At 59.3% G+C, this 20,222-nt stretch carries 19 protein-coding genes and 1 pseudogene; 6 read left to right on the top strand and 14 right to left on the bottom strand.

The annotated features are described in order from the left end of the window. Positions 1-32: 32 nt before the first annotated feature. Positions 33-1,160, bottom strand: a complete 1,128-nt coding sequence (gene coxB / locus ACXX83_RS24955; protein WP_015092890.1) for a cytochrome c oxidase subunit II — start codon at positions 1,158-1,160, stop codon at positions 33-35. Between the two features lie 369 nt (positions 1,161-1,529). Between coxB and ACXX83_RS24950 the strand changes: the two genes are divergently transcribed. After that, positions 1,530-2,180 carry a hypothetical protein gene (locus tag ACXX83_RS24950; RefSeq protein ID WP_015092889.1) on the top strand — a complete coding sequence of 217 codons (651 nt, stop codon included), beginning with the start codon at positions 1,530-1,532 and terminating at the stop codon, positions 2,178-2,180. Between the two features lie 109 nt (positions 2,181-2,289). Here the strand turns inward: ACXX83_RS24950 and ACXX83_RS24945 are convergent, their stop codons facing one another. The 3 genes from ACXX83_RS24945 to ACXX83_RS24935 form a co-directional block, all read right to left on the bottom strand. Next, positions 2,290-3,816, bottom strand: coding sequence for a SulP family inorganic anion transporter (locus ACXX83_RS24945; RefSeq protein WP_458549873.1), 1,527 nt, complete (start codon positions 3,814-3,816; stop codon positions 2,290-2,292). A 90-nt stretch (positions 3,817-3,906) separates the two neighbouring features. Beyond that, on the bottom strand, positions 3,907-4,638 hold the full coding sequence (locus ACXX83_RS24940; RefSeq protein WP_217836787.1) for a carbonic anhydrase: 732 nt from the start codon (positions 4,636-4,638) through the stop codon (positions 3,907-3,909). Between the two features lie 244 nt (positions 4,639-4,882). Next, the gene (locus ACXX83_RS24935) at positions 4,883-5,941 is read right to left on the bottom strand and encodes a PA0069 family radical SAM protein (protein WP_217836786.1); all 1,059 of its coding nucleotides are present in this window, start codon (positions 5,939-5,941) and stop codon (positions 4,883-4,885) included. A 208-nt stretch (positions 5,942-6,149) separates the two neighbouring features. Here ACXX83_RS24935 and ACXX83_RS24930 point away from each other — a divergent pair, with 208 nt between their 5' ends. Both ACXX83_RS24930 and ACXX83_RS24925 read left to right on the top strand, forming a co-directional pair. Next, a complete protein-coding gene (locus tag ACXX83_RS24930) occupies positions 6,150-6,455 on the top strand; it encodes a hypothetical protein (protein ID WP_458549871.1) in 306 nt (101 codons plus the stop codon). Positions 6,456-6,697: 242 nt separating this feature from the next. Further along, a complete protein-coding gene (locus ACXX83_RS24925) occupies positions 6,698-7,342 on the top strand; it encodes a dual specificity protein phosphatase family protein (RefSeq protein WP_458549870.1) in 645 nt (214 codons plus the stop codon). 43 nt (positions 7,343-7,385) lie between these two features. Here the strand turns inward: ACXX83_RS24925 and ACXX83_RS24920 are convergent, their stop codons facing one another. Further along, on the bottom strand, positions 7,386-7,673 hold the full coding sequence (locus ACXX83_RS24920; protein WP_217836783.1) for a YheV family putative zinc ribbon protein: 288 nt from the start codon (positions 7,671-7,673) through the stop codon (positions 7,386-7,388). Continuing rightward, complete coding sequence (gene prlC / locus ACXX83_RS24915) at positions 7,670-9,721, bottom strand: oligopeptidase A (RefSeq protein WP_458549869.1); 2,052 nt, start codon at positions 9,719-9,721, stop codon at positions 7,670-7,672. The genes ACXX83_RS24920 and prlC overlap by 4 nt, the downstream gene beginning before the upstream one ends. An 88-nt stretch (positions 9,722-9,809) precedes the next feature. On the opposite strand from prlC, the gene ACXX83_RS24910 reads away from it, so the two are divergent. From ACXX83_RS24910 to ACXX83_RS24900, 3 genes and pseudogenes are all read left to right on the top strand, one after another. Further along, entirely contained in the window at positions 9,810-10,355 is a 546-nt protein-coding gene (locus ACXX83_RS24910; protein ID WP_458549868.1) for a gamma carbonic anhydrase family protein, read from the top strand. A gap of 26 nt (positions 10,356-10,381) precedes the next feature. After that, complete coding sequence (locus ACXX83_RS24905; RefSeq protein ID WP_015092881.1) at positions 10,382-11,029, top strand: HAD family hydrolase; 648 nt, start codon at positions 10,382-10,384, stop codon at positions 11,027-11,029. Between the two features lie 35 nt (positions 11,030-11,064). Beyond that, positions 11,065-11,142 (top strand): annotated as a pseudogene (locus ACXX83_RS24900) (outer membrane lipoprotein carrier protein LolA); the annotation flags it as partial. A gap of 18 nt (positions 11,143-11,160) precedes the next feature. Here the strand turns inward: ACXX83_RS24900 and ACXX83_RS24895 are convergent. The 8 genes from ACXX83_RS24895 to ACXX83_RS24860 form a co-directional block, all read right to left on the bottom strand. Then, entirely contained in the window at positions 11,161-11,787 is a 627-nt protein-coding gene (locus ACXX83_RS24895; RefSeq protein WP_458549867.1) for an ABC-type transport auxiliary lipoprotein family protein, read from the bottom strand. Beyond that, positions 11,784-12,722: an MlaD family protein gene (locus ACXX83_RS24890; protein ID WP_015092879.1), complete on the bottom strand. Its 939-nt coding sequence runs from the start codon at positions 12,720-12,722 to the stop codon at positions 11,784-11,786. The genes ACXX83_RS24895 and ACXX83_RS24890 overlap by 4 nt, the downstream gene beginning before the upstream one ends. Position 12,723: 1 nt before the next feature. Then, a complete protein-coding gene (locus tag ACXX83_RS24885; protein WP_015092878.1) occupies positions 12,724-13,527 on the bottom strand; it encodes an ABC transporter ATP-binding protein in 804 nt (267 codons plus the stop codon). Beyond that, on the bottom strand, positions 13,524-14,672 hold the full coding sequence (locus tag ACXX83_RS24880; RefSeq protein WP_015092877.1) for an ABC transporter permease: 1,149 nt from the start codon (positions 14,670-14,672) through the stop codon (positions 13,524-13,526). The genes ACXX83_RS24885 and ACXX83_RS24880 overlap by 4 nt, the downstream gene beginning before the upstream one ends. Positions 14,673-14,726: 54 nt before the next feature. Then, entirely contained in the window at positions 14,727-15,755 is a 1,029-nt protein-coding gene (locus ACXX83_RS24875; RefSeq protein ID WP_458549864.1) for a DUF5924 family protein, read from the bottom strand. A 231-nt stretch (positions 15,756-15,986) separates the two neighbouring features. Further along, the gene (locus tag ACXX83_RS24870) at positions 15,987-17,363 is read right to left on the bottom strand and encodes a M16 family metallopeptidase (protein WP_458549863.1); all 1,377 of its coding nucleotides are present in this window, start codon (positions 17,361-17,363) and stop codon (positions 15,987-15,989) included. A gap of 56 nt (positions 17,364-17,419) precedes the next feature. Then, complete coding sequence (locus tag ACXX83_RS24865; RefSeq protein ID WP_217836777.1) at positions 17,420-19,078, bottom strand: Na/Pi cotransporter family protein; 1,659 nt, start codon at positions 19,076-19,078, stop codon at positions 17,420-17,422. 293 nt (positions 19,079-19,371) lie between these two features. Beyond that, positions 19,372-20,139, bottom strand: a complete 768-nt coding sequence (locus tag ACXX83_RS24860) for a TerC family protein (protein WP_015092873.1) — start codon at positions 20,137-20,139, stop codon at positions 19,372-19,374. Between the last annotated feature and the right edge of the window lie 83 nt (positions 20,140-20,222).

Here is a 20,222-nt window from a genome sequence, read left to right as displayed (position 1 = left end):
CGACCGGTTCCTTACGTGCGCAATAGACCGGGTCATTTGCTTTCCGCCTGTTTCAGCTCCAGCACTTCTTTTGGCGTGACCATGTCGCCCTTGTTGTTGCCCCAGGCGTTACGTTCATAGGTCACGACCGCTGCGATATCGACTTCCGAGAGCTGTTTGCCGAATGCGGCCATGGAAGTGCCAGGCTTGCCGTGGAAGACAATGCCCAGGTGATCTTCTTTTGGTCCGGTGGCGATTTTCGAGCCCTTGAGTGCCGGGAACATCGGCGGCAGGCCCTGGCCTTCGGCCTGGTGACAGGCCACGCAGGTAGTGTGATAGACCTTGTCGCCGCGCTCCTTGAGCTCGTCGAGCGTCCATTCCTTGCTGGTCAGTTCTTTGAGTTGCGCGGCCTCGACCTTGCGATCGGCCAGCCATTTTTCGTAATCGGCCTTTTCCTTGACCTCGACCACGGTCGGCATGAAGCCGTGATCCTTGCCGCACAACTCGGCGCATTGGCCACGGTAGATGCCGGGCTTGTCGATGCGGGTCCAGGCTTCATTGACGAACCCGGGTATCGCATCGCGCTTGACCGCGAAAGCCGGCACCCACCAGGAGTGGATCACGTCGGCGGAGGTCACCAGGAAGCGCACTTTGGTGCCGACCGGCAGCACCAATGGCTTGTCGACCTCGAGCAGGTAGTGCTCACTCTTGGCTTCCTTGTTGTGGATTTGATCCTGGGGGGTGGTCAGGTTGCTGAAGAACTCGACGTCCTGGCCCAGGTATTTGTAGTGCCACTTCCACTGGTAGCCAGTGACCTGGATATCGATCTCCGGCTCGCTGGCGTCGTACATCTTGATCAGGGTCGCGGTAGCGGGAACTGCCATGGCCACCAGGATCAGGAAGGGCACGATGGTCCAGAGGATTTCGACGGTGGTGCTTTCATGAAATTTGGCGGCCACCTGCCCGGTCGAGCGGCGGTGGAGAATCATCGACCAGAACATGGCACCAAAAACGATGATGCCGATCACCACACAGATCCAGAAAATGGTCATGTGCAGGTCGAATACTGCGTGACTGATTTCAGTCGCTCCAGGCGCCATATTCACAGTCCAGGCCGCTTGCGCCTGACTGAAAATCGACCACAACAGGAGGCCCATCCAGACATGTGGATGTCGCATCATTGCGGGTTCCCCTTATCGTTCTTGTTATCCCGCCGGCTTTCACCTGCGGCAAGGGAGCGGCTGCATCAGACTACGAACTTGAGCACCGGGCCTTGCTGCATATGCAGTCGGGCGTCATCAGCTAACTCCATTCCAACCCGAGTATAGACAGCACCACTGACCTCGCAATGCGAAGGCGTAAATCATCTGAAACAGCATTAACTTGCGTTGCAGGGCACGAATGGAGAAGGATGCAGACGAGTGGTGGCAAACCGATATAACGGAGCCGTCTCAAGGATGAAATAATTATGACAAATGCGTCTTAGCATTTTTCGTAAGCCAGCTAAGTTATGTCTTCCCTATTTCATTGCCTTGTTTCCTGGAGTTTTCATGAACACCGCCGCATTGCGCGAGCAGATCCAACAAGCCCAACAACACGAAGCCGACACCGGCCTGCTGACGCGTCAGCTGGAAAGCAAACTGCCTCACCTGCACCCGTCGATCCAGTTACCGGAAGCGGATGCCAATGGCGTGCTGACGCGTTTTGTCGCCGCCTATATCGAAGAAGTACCTGATCTGCTGGATGCAGCCAATGAAGTTGCCAGGGAAGCGGGCATCGAGTCACAGATCAAACCGGTGCTGAAAATCGCCGAACAGTACTTCCTCCAGCCGCCGACGGTCCTGAACGGTCACGTCGGGCTCGACAGCCTGCTGGATGAAGCCTACCTCGCGCACAGGTTTGTCGAAGAGGTCAACGACCTGTACATCAAGCATTTCGGCCAGCCACTGATCCCCCTGGACATGACTGTCGCCAACCTGATTGCTCACCAATTGATCGGTGAGGAGTTCGCCAACCAACTGGACGAGGTGGTGCATCACGCGGTGGACGAAATGCTCAACGACGAAAGCTTTGCGCTGGAGTCGGTGGAAGCCTATCGCGAGAAGCTCAGCAGCCCGGACACCGGCGCCGCATGGAAACGCTGGCCGTGCATGTCCCGCCGCCTGGGCGTAGGCCTGGAGCTGGATCAGCCGGCTGCCTGATCCCTGAAACCTGTGGGAGCGGGCTTGCTCGCGAATGCGGCGTGTCAGTCAACATAAACGTTGAATGATTGACCGTATTCGCGAGCAAGCCCGCTCCCACACAGGTATCTCAGCCAACCGCACCGACGCCGGTATTCGTCCGCACCCGCCCCTCAAGCCGACGCTTCAATCCCCGCGATTCAATCAACAGCTTCGAACCCTTGCCCGCATTGGCTCGCCCCCATTCCTCCAGTAACTCCAGACACGAGTGATCGATGTAGCTCAGGTTATTGAGCGGCACATGCACCGTCGTACCCACCGGAATGCTGCCCATCACCCGGGTCAGCGCCGGCACTTTGAGGAAGGTCGCCGCGCCCGTCAGGCGCAACTCCATTTCCCCTTCACGGGGCAGGTCGATCAGGCTGATCTTCAAGCGCGAGGCTTTCAACGCCAGTTTCAGCAGGGTCAGGCCAAAGCCAATCAACACGCCCGTCAGCAGGTCGGTAAAAACGATGGCCAATGCGGTTGCCGCGTATGTGAACATCGGCGCCCGACCATACCGGCCCAAACCCCGAAAGACCTTGAGATCCACCAGTTTGAAACCGGTGTACACCAGCACGCCCGCCAGGCTAGCCACCGGAATGCTTTGCAGGACGCTGGACAGCAACAGCACGAACGCCAGCAGCCACAGGCCGTGGAATATGGTCGAAAACCGTGTGGTTGCTCCGGCCTGAACATTCGCCGAACTGCGCACGATAACGCCGGTCATCGGTAGTGCCCCAAGCACACCGCACAGCATGTTGCCGATACCTTGCGCCGTCAGTTCCCGGTCGAAGTCCGAACGCTGACCACTGTGCATCCGATCAACTGCCGCGGCTGAGAGCAAAGTTTCGGCGCTGGCGATAAAGGCCACGGCAAACGCCGCGATCAGTAGTGTCGGATCGGCCAGGTTGAGCAGGTCCACCGGCTTTAGCCAGTCGATGGCCTCTGCCAGGTTGGCCGGGACCTCAACCCGTTTGACCTGCAACGCCAGCACCAGGCTGGCCAGCGTGGCCAGACCGACACCCAGTAGCGCCCCGGGAATGAAGCGCAAGGATTGCGGACGGAATTTTTCCCACAGCCACATGACAGCAATCGTCGACAGACCGAGCAAACCGGCTTGCCAGCCAAACGTGGGCAATGCCTGAGCCAACGCCGCCGGGAAGGCTGCCAGGTTATCGAGACCCGAGGGTTTGGGCACCGCATCCAGCATTACATGCACTTGGGACAGGACAATCAGTACACCAATCCCGGCCAGCATGCCGTACACCACCGCAGGCGCCGTCACTCGAAACCAGCATCCCAGCTTCAATCGACCCGCCACCAGTTGCAGCAAACCCGCCAGTAACAGGATGGGTCCAAGCATCGCGATACCGTGTTGGCGGACCAATTCGAAAACCAGAACGGCCAGACCCGCTGCCGGGCCACTGACTTGCAGCGGCGAGCCGGCCAACCAGCCAACCACCAGACCGCCGATGATGCCGGTGATCAGACCTTTGGCCGGTGGCAGCCCAGAAGCAATGGCAATGCCCATGCACAGGGGCAGGGCAACCAGAAACACGACCACCGAAGCCAGCAGCTCCCGAGGCAGAACAGCTTTGAGTCGAGCAGCACGCATGGTGAGTCTCCCGAAGTTTTCTTCAGGCATGGCAAAGCCAGGCTGCCTGAATGGCAGCCTCGGCTAAACCACACAACGATTTAGGAGGAGTTAGAAGCGCGCTTTGGGCGTCGCCACGGGAATTGGCAGGCTGCCATTGAGCGGCAGGAAACAGCCTTGATCGGCGTCGTACGCTTTGATTTCGCTGGTTTCGATGTTGTAGACCCAGCCGTGGATAAACAGCTGACCGTTGGCCATGCGCGAGGCAACCGACGGATGGGTACGCAGATGCTGCAATTGGGCGATCACATTCTCCTCGGTGAGGATGTGCATGCTTTCGCTTTCGTTAGAGCAGCTGCAGTTCTCCTGCACCATGGTCTTGGCCACTTCGGCATGACGCAGCCAGGCTTTGACCGTGGGCATTTTCTCCAGACTTTCCGGGTTGAGTACCGCGCGCATGGCGCCGCAGTCGGAATGCCCGCAAATGATAATGTGATGCACCCCCAGAGCCAGTACGGCGTACTCGATGGCCGTGGAGACACCACCGTTCATTTGCCCGTAAGGCGGCACAACGTTGCCGACGTTACGGGTCACGAACAGATCGCCTGGGGAGCTTTGTGTGATTAATTCAGGAACGATGCGCGAATCGGCGCAGGCGATGAACATCGCTCGTGGCCGCTGGGCCGTGGCGAGTCTCTTGAAGAGCTCTTCCTGCTGAGGAAAGACCTCATGATGAAAATGCAAAAAGCCGTCAACGATATGCTGCAACGCTGCATCGGCGGTTTCGGCCTCGGGTTGGGCGGAAGCCGACGCAGCCAACGGCTGTTTATCCTTGTCACTCATCAATTCATCCTCATTGGCGGGCTCAGGGAGTCATCCCGTGTGGTCCGGTGTGAAGCCAGTGGCTGGTTAAAAAACATCCAGGCCAAACATCTCGACCCATCAGTCACTCGATGAACAAGGTAGCGGCCGAATCTTAATTGAAACTGAATAAAACGCTCTAGAATGCGTGTTCCAGGTCACAAAAAACGTGACCAGCCTAAGGCGCGAGCGCGATCTTCAGTACTCAACCATAGGTCAATTGTCCTCAAATCAACGACATTTGGCGACCGGGCGGACAAAAGGCATTGCAGTCCAGGTCAAAGCCTTCCCGGTGATTGAGCCCCAGGCGCTTGATGGTTTTGGCAAAGCGCTGTGCCAGCAGGTCGGCGAAGGGACCTTCGCCGCGCATTCGAGCGCCAAAGCGGCTGTCGTAGAGTTCACCGCCACGGCTCTGGCGAATCAGGCTCAGCACATGCGCCGCCCGTTGAGGGTAGTGGGTCGCCAACCATTCCTCGAACAGAGGCGCCACTTCAAGCGGCAAGCGCAGCATCATGTAGGCGGCACTCTGCGCCCCGGCCGCATGGGCCTCAGTGAGCAGACTTTCGAGTTCGCTGTCGTTGATCATCGGGATCATCGGTGAACACAGAACGCCGACCGGGATACCCGCCTCGCGCATGACCCTGATCGCCCGCAGCCGCGCCTTGGGCGCTGCGGCGCGGGGTTCGAGGATGCGCTTGAGTTCGTCGTCCAGTGTGGTCAGGCTGATCATGACCGCCACCAGTCTTTGGCTGGCGAGCTCGGTCAGCAGGTCCAGGTCACGAAGAATCAGCGAGCCCTTGGTCACGATGGTCACCGGGTGCCGGTAGCGCAGCAGCACCTCAAGGGTCTTGCGGGTGATCCGGTATTCGCGCTCGATCGGCTGATACGGGTCGGTGTTGGAGCCGAGGTTGATCGGTGCACAATGATAGCCACGTTTGGACAACTGCTCCTCCAGCACATCCACGGCGTTGGTCTTGGCGATCAGTTTTGTCTCAAAATCCAGTCCGGGCGACATGTCCCAATAGGCATGACTGGGGCGCGCATAGCAATAAATGCAACCGTGCTCGCAGCCGCGATAGGGGTTGATCGAGCGATCGAAGGGCAAGTCCGGCGACGTGTTGCGGGTGATGATGGTTTTCGCCGTTTCAATGCGCACCTCAGTGCCTTGAGTAAGCGGCACCTCCTGATACCAGCCGTCGTCTTCGGCCACCGAATGACTGGGGGCGAAACGGTTGTGCGGGTTGGTCGCAGTGCCGCGGCCGCGGGGAGGAAATGGCGTGTGCATGAGAAACACCCGATTGCTGTATATACATACAGTACATCGATCAAAACCACTCGACCAGCACCGTTCGGCACTTTCTGATTATTTGTCATGCACGTTTGCGTGAAGCAACCGGGAGAAACATATAAAGCCTGGCTGTTGCGACAAAGCCGCATGTACCATTTTTTCGCTGAAAAACATAAACACCGATATTCTATAAAAGGATTTATTTATGTCGTTTTTTAATCGCCGCGGTATATTTCTGCAAAAACTTGGACCGACTGTAGTCGACCCCGATGAAGTACTGGTATCGATGCAGTTCGCACTCAAGGAAGAAGGCTGGGATGAAGAAAACTCGGTCGTGACCACCTCTTTGCTGGACTCCACCACACTGATTGCGTCCTCATACGACGGCGGCCAGTCTTTTAGTATCGGCAGTGTCGACAAAGATATTGATGGTAACGGGACCATGAATTCCGATGATAAGGAAAAACTGCTGGCTCTGGCCAAAGCGTACGCCAGCATTGCGAAATATTGAACCAAAGGTCCAGGCAACTATATTTTTATTTATCAGGTCCGGTCGAAGTTAATAATCGATCGGGTTTGATTTTTTTGTCGCCTATAACAATGCTCTTTCAATGAGCGAGGCTCGATCCTTGATGAAACATTCATCATCCCGTCAGCTTCACGATTCTTTGACAGCCCTCTCACAGGCCTTTGACCGGGCGTGGCTGATCCTTGCCAGCATCTTCCCGTCCCTTTCAGAACGGTCGCTCAAGCATGCCCTTACCACGATTCATATCTGCAATATGCCTGTCGCTCGTTGTACTTGTTAACCTGACACCGGCATTTGCTGACAACAGCGCGATGCACCGTCCGGCAGATTGGGCTCAACCGATCGAGAAGCAATACAACCTCTTTCAAATGTCGCCAACCCTCTACCGCAGCGCCTTGCCGGACAAGGACGCGGTGCCGCTGCTGGAGAAACTCAAGGTCGGTACAGTGATCAACTTTTTGCCTGAAGCGGACTCTAGTTGGTTGTCCACGTCAGGCATCACGCAAGTACAACTGCCTTATCGCACCAACCATGTGGATGACGCCGATGTGCTCAAGGCCTTGCGCGCCATCCAGTCTGCCGAAGCCAAAGGCCCGGTGCTGATGCACTGCAAACACGGCTCTGACCGTACCGGCCTGATGGCGGCCATGTACCGGGTTGTCATCCAGGGCTGGAGCAAGGAAGAGGCCCTGAACGAAATGACCGAGGGCAGCTTTGGTGACAGTACCCACTTCAAGGACGGCATCCGCTACATGATGCAGGTCGATGTCGACAAACTGCGCACGGCCCTGGCCAATGGCGATTGCAGCACCAGCCCGTTCGCCGCGTGCTCGATGAAGAGCTGGTTCAAGTCCGCGCATATCGAATAAAAAAAGCCCCCGTTGCATGGAGCAACGGGGGCTTTTTTCTCACTCAGTGCTGTTCGTCGGGCTTTTTCTTCAGCTTCGGATTCGGGAAGAACTGAACCGCCTGGACCTTGGTGTCCGGGGCTTTGGGCGCGGTGGTGTTGACCCGCGTGCCAAGCTCCCTGGGCACCGACAGCCCTTGCTCATTGAGTGTGTCGGAGTAACCGCAGGCCACGCACTCTCGGTGCGGGACCTGGTCTTCGTTCCACATCATCAACTTGTCCGGCTCGCTGCATGCCGGGCAGACCGCCCCGGCGATAAAGCGTTTTTTCGTAATCACAGGCCCCTCACTCATGCTGCCGCGTCCTCACTCAGGCCGCTGTGGCGCAAGAGTGCGTCAATCGATGGCTCACGGCCACGGAAGTCGACGAACAGCACCATCGGCTCCTGGGAACCGCCACGGGCGAGGATCGCTTCGCGGAAAGCACGACCGGTGTCGGCGTTGAGCACGCCTTCTTCTTCGAACTTCGAGAACGCATCGGCCGAGAGCACTTCAGCCCATTTGTAGCTGTAGTAACCCGCGGCATAACCACCGGCGAAGATGTGCGCAAAGCTGTTGGGGAAGCGGTTGTAGGCCGGCGGACGCATCACCGAGACCTCGTCGCGCACGCCTTCGAGCACTTGCAGCACGCTGCGGCCGACGCCATGGGTCGCGTGCAGTTCGAAGTCGAACAACGAGAACTCCAGTTGGCGGACCATCATCAGGCCAGACTGGAAGTTTTTCGCTGCGAGCATTTTCCCGAGCAGGTCCTGAGGCAGTGGCTCGCCGGTTTCGTAATGACCGGAAATCAGCGCCAGGCCTTCCGGCTCCCAGCACCAGTTTTCCATGAACTGACTTGGCAGTTCGACGGCATCCCATGCCACACCGTTGATGCCGGACACGCCAGCATGTTCGACGCGGGTCAGCAGGTGATGCAGGCCGTGACCGAATTCATGGAACAGGGTAGTGACTTCATCGTGGGTCAGCAGCGCAGGCTTACCGCTGTCAGCCGGGGTGAAGTTGCACACCAGGTTCGCCACCGGGCTTTGCAGCACGCCGCCAGCCGTGCGGCGACGGTCACGAGCGCCATCCATCCAGGCACCACCGCGCTTGTTGGCGCGAGCGTAGAGGTCGAAGAAGAAGCGGCCGACGTGCTGGCCGTTTTCCTTGATTTCGAACAGGCGCACATCCGGGTGCCAGGTGTCGAAGCCTTTGAGTTCGGCAATCTCGATGCCGTACAGGCGCTGGACGATGGCGAACAGGCCGCTGAGCACCTTGTCGATCGGGAAGTAGGCACGCAGGGCCTCCTGAGCCACGCTGTAACGTTGTTCACGGAGTTTTTCGCCGTAGAAACCGCTGTCCCAGCTTTGCAGATCCGGGCAACCTTGCTCGGCCGCGTAGGCCTTGAGCTGTTCCAGATCCTGGGCGGCGAACGGCTTGCTGCGCTTGGCCAGGTCGCGCAGGAAGCTCAGCACCTGATCGCTGGACTCAGCCATTTTGGTCGCCAGGCTCAGCTCGGAGAAACTGCTGAACCCCAACAGCTTTGCCAACTCCTGGCGCAGATCGAGGATTTCTTCCATGACCGGGCCGTTGTCGTTCTGGCCGGCATTCGGCCCCTGGTCCGACGCACGGGTGCAGTAAGCCGCGTAGACTTCTTCGCGCAATGCGCGGTCCTGGGCGTAGGTCATCACAGCGTAATAGCTCGGGAACTCCAGGGTGATCAGCCAGCCGTCCAGGTCCTTGGCCTGTGCCGCGGCAGCCATTTGCGCCTTGGCCGAATCGGTCAGGCCGGCGAGGGCGGCTTCATCGGTGACGTGCTTGGTCCACGCCTGAGTGGCATCGAGCAACTGGTTGGAGAAACGGCTGCCCAGTTCCGACAGCTTGCTCTGCACTTCGGCGTAACGTTTCTGTTCGGCTTCCGGCAGGTCGATACCCGACAGACGGAAGTCACGCAGGGAGTGTTCCAGGATGGTTTTCTGCGCCACGTCGAAACCGGCGGCTTCAGGACTGCTGGCCAGGGCTTCGAAGGCCTGGAACAGTTCGCGGTTCTGGCCCATTTCGGTGGAGTAGGCGCTCAAGGCAGGCAGGCACGACTCGTAGGCTTCACGCAGTTCGGCGCTGTTGCACACGGCATTGAGGTGGCTGACCGGGCTCCAGGCGGCACCCAGGCGGTCGTTGAGTTCGTCCATCGCCAGCACCAGGCCGGCCCACGTTGGCTGCTTGGCCTGGGTCTTGAGGATCTCGACGATGGCGGCGCGGTTGTCAGCCAGGATCTGTTCAATGGCCGGTTGTACGTGTTCGGCGCGGATGGCGGAGAACGGCGGCAGGTCATAGGACTGCAAAAGAGGGTTGTTCACGCTCACGGTTGATACCTTGGCTGGAGAAACATGCAGCCATCTTAATTACAATCGACGTTCACCGCAGCTATCAGCAACAGAGAGAAACCCTATCGTGAACCTTCGCAAGTATCAGAACCACACGCCGCTGCTGGGTAAAGGCGCTTTTGTCGATGGCTCGGCCGTGGTGATCGGCGACGTTGAAATCGGCGAAGACAGTTCGGTCTGGCCGCTGACGGTGATCCGTGGCGACATGCACCGCATCCGCATCGGCGCGCGCACCAGCGTGCAGGATGGCTGCGTGTTGCACATCACCCACGCCGGTCCGTTCAACCCTGAAGGCTTTCCGTTGCTGATCGGCGATGACGTGACCGTCGCCCACAAGGTCATGCTGCATGGCTGTTCGGTGGGCAGCCGGGTGTTGATCGGCATGGGCTGCATTGTCATGGACGGCGCCGTGGTCGACGATGACGTGATCATCGGTGCCGGCAGCCTGGTGCCACCGGGCAAGCACCTGCAAAGCGGCTTCCTGTATGTGGGCAGCCCGGTGAAGCAGATCCGGCCGCTGACGGACAAGGAGCGCGCCTTTTTCACCTACAGCGCGGCGAACTACGTGAAGCTCAAGGACCTGCATCTGGCCGAAGGCTACGACCAGCTTTGACCTGGCTCCCTTATTCAGGACTCAACATGCATTACCAAACCGTTTTGTTCGACCTCGATGGCACCCTGACCGACCCGCGCGAGGGCATCACCCGTTCGATCCAGTTCGCCTTGGGCAAACTGGGTATCGATGAACCGGATCTGGGCAAACTCGAACACTTCATCGGCCCGCCACTGTTGCAGGCCTTCATGCAGTTCTACGACTTCGATGAAGCCAGGGCGTGGGAGGCGGTGAATTTCTACCGCGAACGCTTCAAGGTCACCGGACTCTACGAGAACCGTGTGTTCGACGGCGTCACGCCGCTACTGGAAACCCTGAGCGAACAAGGCCGGCAGCTGTACATCGCGACCTCGAAACCCTGGGTGTTCGCTCGTGAAATCGCCCGGCATTTCGATTTTGCCAGGCACTTCAAGGTGATTTACGGCAGCGAACTGGATGGCACCCGGACCAACAAGGTCGATCTGATCGCTCACCTGATGGCCGAAGAAAATCTGGACCCGGCCAATACCCTGATGATCGGCGACCGCAAGCACGACCTGATCGGCGCGCGCAGCAATGGCCTGGATGCGGTGGCGGTGGGTTACGGGTTCGGCAGCCACGAAGAACTGAGCGCCGAAGCGCCGGCGTATCACTTTGAAACGCTGGCTGAGTTGCATCAGGCGTTTTTGCGCTGATACGACGCCTCCCTGTAGGAGCGAGCCTGCTCGCGATGGTCGTGAACGATAACGCTGGAAGCCTGACGCCCCGCGGCGCTCTCAGGTTTTTCGCGAGCAAGCTCGCTCCTACAAAGGAATTGCGCAGGCCTTCATGGTCGAGGTGGTGGCGCCAATTTCTGTCCTTGCTCCACCGCCCAGCTCACCACTTGCGCGGTCAACTGATCATTCGCCTGACCGAACCCGGCCACCACCGCCGGGACCTGCACATTGCTCAACGGCTGGTGCACTTCGAAGCGGCGACTGGCGAGGATTCGCTGGTCGTAACTGCGCACCAGCAATGCATCCAGACGCACGACCACGCTGGCACTCGTACCCAGGTATTCAGTCTGGAAAGCCTGCAGGCTGCCGCCCAATTCAAGATCGGTCTGGAAAATGCTGTCATCGGTGCTCAATAACGACACCCGTCCGTCATGCTGGAAACCTTGCAACAGGCGATTGCGCACCAGCACCGGCGCCGGGTCGCTCCAGCGCGAGCCCTTGTAGTGGCTGATCACGTCGCCCTGAGGAATGACTGCAATGTTCGGACTGTTCAACGCTTCACTGGACTGGAACTTGGTCAGGCGCAGCGACCAATGCTGCGGCGTGCCATGACTGGCCGCCGTGCTGCTCTGGGCTGAGGGCAATCGATAGACCTCGAAAAGCTCTGGCTTGGGCAGGATCGAGCACGAGCCGATCAGCGTGAAGCCAGCGAGGAGGGCAATCCGGATCAGCTTCATGGCGTGAATTCCTTGGTCTTGTCACTGCCCAGCAGGTAACCGCTGGGGTCGGCCTCCAGACGTTTGGTAATGACGCGCAACGAGGACAGGGTTTCGCGCATCTCACGCACGGCCGGGCCCAGGCCATTGAGGCCCTGCATGCCACTGTTGAGCGACTCCTGATTGGCGCTGATCAGTTTGTTGAGGGTGGCGCTACTCTCCTGCAGCGACTTCATCGCCTGCTCGGCACTGCCCAGCGCTTCCTTGCCATGCTCATTGAGCAACCCGTTGGCGTTACGCATCAGCGTCGTGGTCTGCTCCAGCATGTTGTTGGCCTGTTTGCCCACCGAAGCCAATTGCTGCATGGCCTGGTGGATATCCCCACGCTGATCGGCAATTGTTCCTGTGGTTTGCTCCAGATGCTCCAGGGTGTTGCTGATGCGCGCGATGTTTTCCGTGGAGAACATCAGGTTGGCGTTATGCATCAGCGTGCTGACTCCGGCCATCAGGTCTTCGCTGTCATTGAGCAGGCGGGCGATGGGCGATGGCGAGGCGACAATGGTCGGCAGTTTGCCGTCCTTGCCCTTGAGCGTCGGGCTCTGTGGTGTGCCGCCGCTGAGCTGGATGATCGAGGTCCCGGTAACGCCGGTCAGGGCCAGTTTGGCCTGGGTGTCTTCCTTGACCGGGGTATCGCCAGCCAGACGAATTCGCGCCAACACCCGGCGCGGGTCTTTCGGGTCCAGGCGCAGCGAGATCACATCGCCGACCTTGATCCCGCTGTACTGCACCGAACTGCCCTTGGACAAACCGCTGACCGCCTCGTTGAACACAACCTCGTAGTCCTTGAACTCGGTGTCGACACTGGACTTCGCCAGCCACAGACCGAACAACAGCGCGGCCGTCACCACAATCACGGTGAACAGGCCGATCAATACATGATGGGCTCGGGTTTCCATGTCAGACCTCGTTGAGCTGTTGGGCGGCCGTCAATGCCGCGCGGCCGCGAGGGCCATGGAAGTATTCGTGAATCCACGGATCGTTGGTTTCCGAGACCTTGTCGATGGCGTCCGCCACCAGCACCTTTTTCTGCGCCAGCACCGCCACCCGGTCGGTGATGGTGTAGAGCGTGTCGAGGTCGTGGGTTACCAGAAAGACACTCAGGCCCAGGGCATCGCGCAGGGTCAGGATCAATTGGTCGAACGCGGCAGCGCCGATCGGGTCGAGACCGGCGGTGGGCTCGTCGAGAAACAGAATGTCCGGGTCCAGCGCCAATGCCCGGGCCAGCGCGGCACGCTTGATCATGCCGCCGGACAGCGACGCCGGGTACTTCTCTGCTGCCGACAGCGGCAATCCGGCCAGGGCCATTTTCACTGCCGCCAGATGCTCGGCGTCGTTGCGGCTCAGGCCTGCGTGCTCGATCAGTGGCAGGGCGACGTTCTCGGTCACGGTGAGCGAAGAGAACAGCGCGCCTTTCTGGAACAGCACGCCAAATCGCCGTTCCACCAGCGAGCGCTCGTGCTCCGGCAAGGTCGGCAGGTTCTTGCCGAAGACTTTCACCACCCCTTCGCTGGGTTGGCGCAGCCCGACAATGCTGCGCAGCAGCACCGATTTGCCGCTGCCGGAGCCGCCAACCACGGCGAGGATTTCACCCTTGTACAAATCCAGGTCGAGGTTCTCGTGCACGCTCTGGCTTCCAAAGCGGTTGCACAGTCCACGGACTTCAATCACCGCCTCGGAGGGCGCTCTGGGGATACGACTCACCAACCCATCTCCATGAAAAACATCGCAGCGACCGCATCCATCACGATCACCACGAAAATCGACTGCACCACACTCGACGTGGTGTGCGCGCCCACAGATTCAGCGCTACCACTGACCTTGAAGCCTTCGAGGCAACCGATGGCGGCGATGAGGAAGGCGAAGATCGGGGCTTTGACGATCCCCACCAGAAAGTGCTGAACGCCGATGTCCGATTGCAACAGCGAGATGAACATCGCCGGCGAGATATCCAGCTTCACCGCACAGACCACCGCGCCGCCGATAATCCCCGACAGCATCGCCAGAAAGGTCAGCATCGGCAGGGCGATCAGCAACGCCAGGACCCGCGGCACCACCAGCAACTCCACGGGGTCGAGGCCCAAAGTGCGGATGGCGTCGATTTCCTCGTTGGCCTTCATCGAACCGATTTGCGCCGTGAACGCACTGGCGGTGCGCCCGGCCATCAGGATTGCCGTCAGCAACACACCGAATTCACGCAGGAAGGCAAATCCCACCAGGTCCACGGTGAAGACCGTGGCGCCGAAGGTGGCCAACACCGTCGACCCGAGGAACGCCACCACGGCGCCCACCAGAAAAGTCAGCAGGGCAACGATGGGCGCGGCGTCGAGACCGGTCTGTTCGATGTGGGCGATCATCGGCGTGACGCGCCAGCGCTTGGGACGGAACAGGCCGCGGGCGATGGTTTCGATGATCAGGCCAACGAAACCCAGCAGTTGCAGGGTGTCCTGCCAGACGGTGTCCACCGCGCGGCCAATGCGGGTCAGCAACTGAATGGAAACGCTGACTTCCGGTTCCTTGATAGGTACGCAGAAATCGGTCAACGAGCAGTAGACGGTTTGCAGCAACGCCCGATCAGCGGCGGAGAGCGTGCAATCAGGATGTTCGGCGGAGCGACCGAGGCGCTCGGAGCCGAGCAACTCAACCAACAGCGAGGCGCCGGCGGTGTCGAGGGCGCCGAGACCATTGAGGTCAATGGGGGTGTTGGTGTCGTACTGGCCGTGGAGTTTTTCGCTCAACAGCTTGAGGTCAGCGTAATGGGCAAGCGTCCAGTCGCCCGTCACCCGCAACCGTGCAGGAGTGAGCGACGTGTCCAACTGGGCATTGCCGGCCATCGTGCTGCTGATCATAAGCTCCGTGCTTGTTCAGTGATTAGGCAGCTCTACGTAATAGCACGAACCGCACTACTTTTCTTTGATCGCTGTGCTGTCCTTGACCTTGAAACGCAGCACGCCGATGACCTGGCCATCTTCGGTCAGCACCCGGACCTGCCATTTGCCGGCCGGGTTGCCCGGGAAATTCTGCTTGTGGGTCCAGGCCCGGTAACCTTCCTTGCGCCCGCCACGAATATCCAGAGGGATACGGTCGACCTCTTTGCCGTTGAACTGCCAGACGTGATAAATCCGCTCGTCCAGGCCACGCGGGGCATTGATCGCGGTGTAGGCGTAAAGCCCGCCGTTGCGAATCTGCTCGGCACTGACTTCGTCGAGGCTGGCGCCAGGCGTGCGGTCCTGCATTTGCGTACTGATGGCCACGTCGGTCATCCACAGCGTCGCCGGTGGCACCCACGAGCGCAACCCCCACCCGACGGCGCCAATGCCCAGAGTGATACTCAAAATCGCCAGTGCACTGCGCAGGGTACGAATCGGGAAGATCGACGCCAGGCTCGGGAACGACAGCAGCACCGAGATACCCAGTGCCCATTTGAAACTTTGCGCTGTGGTCAGGTGCATGATCACCGGCAACGCGGTGAGCAGCGCGGCGAACAGGGTCAAGGTGTGCAGGGCGAGAAACGCCCAGCGTCGTGGAGCCAGCCACTTGTAGTACAGCGGGTCGATGATCGAAATCAGTGCCGCGACGCCCAGCAGCCCGGTGAAAAACAACTGGCCGCTGTTCCACGTCGTGGTGATGAAGAAGAACGGCAGGACAAAAAACAGGCTTTCCTGATGGATCATCTGCGTTGCGTAACGCAGCAAGGGTTCCGGGATTTCGCGCTTGAAAATGCGTGTGAACAACTTGGTCAGGCTGTTCTCCAGCATCAGCCAGATCCAGCTGATCAGCATGATGGTGGTGATCCAGCTCGCCAGGCCTTGCTGGCGATCGACCAGGATGAAACTGCCTACCCCGGAGATGAAACCAGCGAGCGCAATGACCCCGGGGTAGCGCTTCATCAATTCGAGGATGCGCTGTACGAAACGGGGCAGGTTTTGCATTCGGCGGGTTCACAGTGGTTGTAGGAAAAAACCTCGACAGGGTACCGCTGGTGCGGCCTTGTGGCGAGAGTTTGCGGTCAGTTGCACCACGCAACCTGTGGGAGCGAGCCTGCTCGCGATGGCGGCGGATCAGTCAACTTTGATGTTAAATGACATGGCCTCATCGCGAGCAAGCTCGCTCCCACAGAGGATTGTGTTTCCCACAAGGAGTTTTCTTGCCAAACAGAATAGTTACTTCCTGCGATGCAAACGCCAGCCCACCAGCATCAACACGATCAAGCCCACCCCACCAACCACCAACCACATCAACTGGTCATAGCTGAACAACGGCTTCTCGATCCGCAAATACCCCGGCTGCAACAGCAGTTCACGCACGGCCTTGTTCGCCTCTTCCAGCGTCACCCCTTGCAGCTCCCGGGACGGGTTGGCGAAACGGCCGTCCTCGTAGTTTCCGATGGCGCTCCAGTAGTAGTCGGCCAACGCACTGTTGCCTTGTACGGCCCAGGCCTGGCGGGCGATCGCAGCCTGCTTCAGGCGGTTGAAGGTGTCGGCATTGAGGCCGTCCCTGAGCAGTCCGGCCTTCAAGTCGTCGAGCACTTGTTCGGCCTCGGGCACGTCGTCGCGTTCAAGGTCGGCATTGAGGCTCATGAAACCCACGCCGCCGAACACTTCACGTTCCGCCCACGGGCCGTAGGACAAACCATGAGCCAGGCGCAGCTGGCGATAGAGCGCCCAATCCAGATAGTCCTTGAGTAAATCGAAGGTTTGGTCGTGCCCATCTTCCAGCACCGGCTCCGGCACCAGCCAGTGCAACTTGGCGCCGTTGCCGACCAGACCACGGGTCAAGGTGCGCTCATGGGCGGCGCTGGCCTGGATTTGCGGTAGCGGCGGATGCTCGCCGGGGGGGATCGCTTCCAGCGCGCCATAGGCCCGTTCCAGATAGGCTGGCAGCAACTTGTCGAGGTCGCCGACCACGATCAGGGTCATGTTGTTCGGCGCATACCAGTCCTTGCGCACCTGTTCCAGTTGTTCACGGGTCAGGCCATCGACTTGCGCACGCTCCGGGCATTTGAGGCCCAACTCGACGGCCAACTGGTTGCTGGCCGTGTGGCCGAGGTCTTGACGATCGAGCCAGCGTTGCAGGTGCGAGTAGTGGCCGCCATCTTCACGCTCGACCACTTGCTTGGCCGCGTTGATCGCACTGTCGTCGAAGCGGGTCTGGGTCAGCAGCGCCAGCAACAGGTCGAGTACCTTGCGCTGGTTTTTCGCCGGGGCCTCGATGACGAAAGTCGTATCGGCATTGCTGGTGAAGGCATTCCACTCACCGCCCAAGGCCTGCATGCGCTCCTCCAGGCCGCCTTCGCCACTGGCGTCGATGCCGCTGAACAACAGGTGTTCCAGCAGATGCGGCAATTCCTTTTCTTCGCAGCCGAAATCGTCCAGGCCAACGCCGACCACCAGCCGGATTGCCACATGCCCGCGATCAGTGCCGGGCTTGAGCAGCAACTGCAAGCCATTGCGCAGCGTGTAGCCCTCGACCTGAAAGCGATCCAGGGCGAATGACGGGAGTGAACCAAGCAACAGGCAGACGAACAACAGACAACGCATAACAAGCTTCCATACGACCAGCGTAAGTTCAACAGACTTCAGGCGACTGTGGACGTTCAGGGTGAATGAGTGATGTCGCTCAAATCGTCGACCACCAGCGCACCGGTGTCCGATGTTTCCAGCACCACGTAGGCACTGCTGCAAAACAGCGAATTCAGACGCTTCATGTCGGCGATCAGCTCCAGGTGCAACGAGCTGGTTTCGATACTTTGCACGATTTTACGTTGCAAACGGCTGACATGAGCGTGGGCCAGACGCCGTTCCTGTGCGCGGAAACGACGTTTTTCACGCACCAGTTGGCGCGCACTTTCCGGGTCACCACTTAGAAACACCGACATCCCGAGCCGCAGGCTGGAAATCAACTGAGTGTGCAGTCCGGTCAGTTCCTCCAGCCCGACGTCGGAAAACGACCGGCGCTGCGAGGTTTTCTGCTGCTGAATCTTGCGCAGCATGCGTTCGATCAAGTCGCTGGAGAGCTTCAGGTTGATCGCCAGCTCAATGATTTCCGCCCAGCGCCGGCTGTCCTGATCACTGAGGTCTTCCCGGGGCATTTGCGCCAGGTACAACTTGATCGCGCTGTAGAGCGCTTCGACATCGTCGCTCAGGCGGCGGACTTCCTGGGTGACTGCGGTTTGCTTGCCATGCAACACGTCGAGCATGGCTTCGAGCATGTTGTCGATCAGGTCGCCCATGCGCAAGGTTTCCCGGGCCGCGTTGGCCAGCGCCAGACCGGGCGTGACCAACGCCGTGGGGTCAAGATGCCGGGGCTTGGCCGTGCCGTTGGCCAGCGGGCGCTCCGGCAGCACCCAGGCGCAAAACCTGGCCATCGGTTCGAGGCTGGGCAGCAGGATCAGGCAGCGCACAGTGTTGTAGAGCAGGTGAAAGCCAATGACCATTTCCTGAGGGCTGAAATCCAGGCCATCGAGCCAGTGCACCAACGGGTCGAGCACCGGAATGATCAATAAAAGACCAATCAGTTTGTACAACAGGCTGCCCAGCGCCACTTGGCGTCCGGCGGCGTTCTGCATACTGGTGCTGAGGAAAGCGAGTACGCCGCTACCGATATTGGCGCCGATCACCAGCCCGATGGCCACCGGCAGGCTGATCACATTGGCACCCGCCAGGGTCGCGGTCAGCAGCACGGCGGCCAGGCTGGAATAGGAAATCATCGCGAACAGTGCCCCGACCAGAGCATCGAGCAGGATGTCGCCGGTGAGCGAGGCGAAAATCACCTTCACCCCTTTGGCATGAGTAATCGGATGCGCCGCCTCGACAATCAGTTGCAGCGCCAGAATGATCAACCCCAAGCCAATGGCGACACGGCCCAACTGCCCGAGCCGGGTCTGCTTGCGTGACAAAAAGAAAATCACCCCGACAAAAATCAGCAATGGCGACAGCCACGACAGATCGAACGTCAGCACCCGCGCCATCAGCGCTGTACCAACGTCCGCGCCAAGCATGGTGGCCAGCGCCGGGGTCAGCGCCATCAGACCCTGGCCGACAAAGGAGGTAACGAGCATGGCAGTGGCGTTGCTGCTCTGGACCATCGCCGTCACGGCGATCCCGGAGGCGAAAGCCAGCCAGCGGTTGGCCATGTTATGGCTGATGACATGACGCAAATTGGTGCCGTAGACCCGCAGGATGCCGGTTCGGACGATGTGCGTACCCCAGATCAGCAGGGCCACGGCGGAAAGCAAATTGAGCAGGGTGAGCATAATGACCCCCTGTGGTGTAGCGCCCCAAAGGAGCAAGTTAACGGTACCGCGCGACGTTCTACGTTCTGTACTTAAGCTGTAGTTGGCTAACGGTCTGCGCGCCAGCATCGCATAGCCAAAGAGGGGATTGAAACAAAACTGTCATGAAAACGGCGATCTTCCAGCCACACAAAGCACTGTGGGAGCGAGCTTGCTCGCGATGAGGCCATCAGATCCAACATCGATGTTGACTGACGGACCGCCATCGCGAGCAAGCTCGCTCCCACAGGTTTTGCGTATTTAGCGCTACCGGGTTACTGGCCCGGAATGTCCTTGCGCAGTTTTACCGGATCCTGCTGTTTCTTCTTTTTCGCGATGGCAGTGCGCATCTTGATGTTGATCGCTTCCACCGCCAGCGAGAACGCCATGGCGAAGTAGACGTAGCCTTTTGGCACGTGCACGTCCAGGGATTCGGCAATCAGCACGGTACCGACGATCAACAGGAACGACAGCGCCAGCATCTTCAGCGACGGATGCTTGTCGATGAACTCGCTGATGGTGCCGGAAGCCCACATCATCACCAACACCGCCACGATGATCGCCGCGACCATGACCGGTACGTGGGAGACCATGCCGACCGCTGTGATGACCGAGTCCAGGGAGAACACGATGTCGATGATCGCGATCTGGATGATGGTGTAGAGGAAGTTGCCGCCCTTGCCCGAAGGCTCTTCGTTGGTTTCGTCTTCACCTTCCAGGGCGTGGTACATCTCTTGCGAGCTCTTCCACAGCAGGAACAGACCACCGAAGAACAGGATCAGGTCACGTCCGGAGATGCCCTGGCCGAACATGACGAACAGGTCGTCGGTCAGGCGCATGACCCAGGTGATCGACAGCAGGAGCAGAATTCGCGTGATCATGGCCAGCGCCAGACCGAAAATCCGGGTGCGCGCCTGCATGTGTTTGGGCATGCGGCTGACCAGGATCGAAATCATGATGATGTTATCGATGCCCAGGACGATTTCCAGGGCGGTCAGGGTTAAGAAGGCAACCCAGATTTCAGGGTTGGTCAGCCATTCCATGTGTATTCCTTTGAGCGATTGTTAAACCACAAAGGGCCCGGGCTTCAAACAGCGAAGCCTGGACCCGAAGTGGTGAGTCTTGG

Source organism: Pseudomonas sp. GNP012 (assembly GCF_054343835.1).
This window is presented reverse-complemented; position numbering and strand designations above follow the sequence as displayed.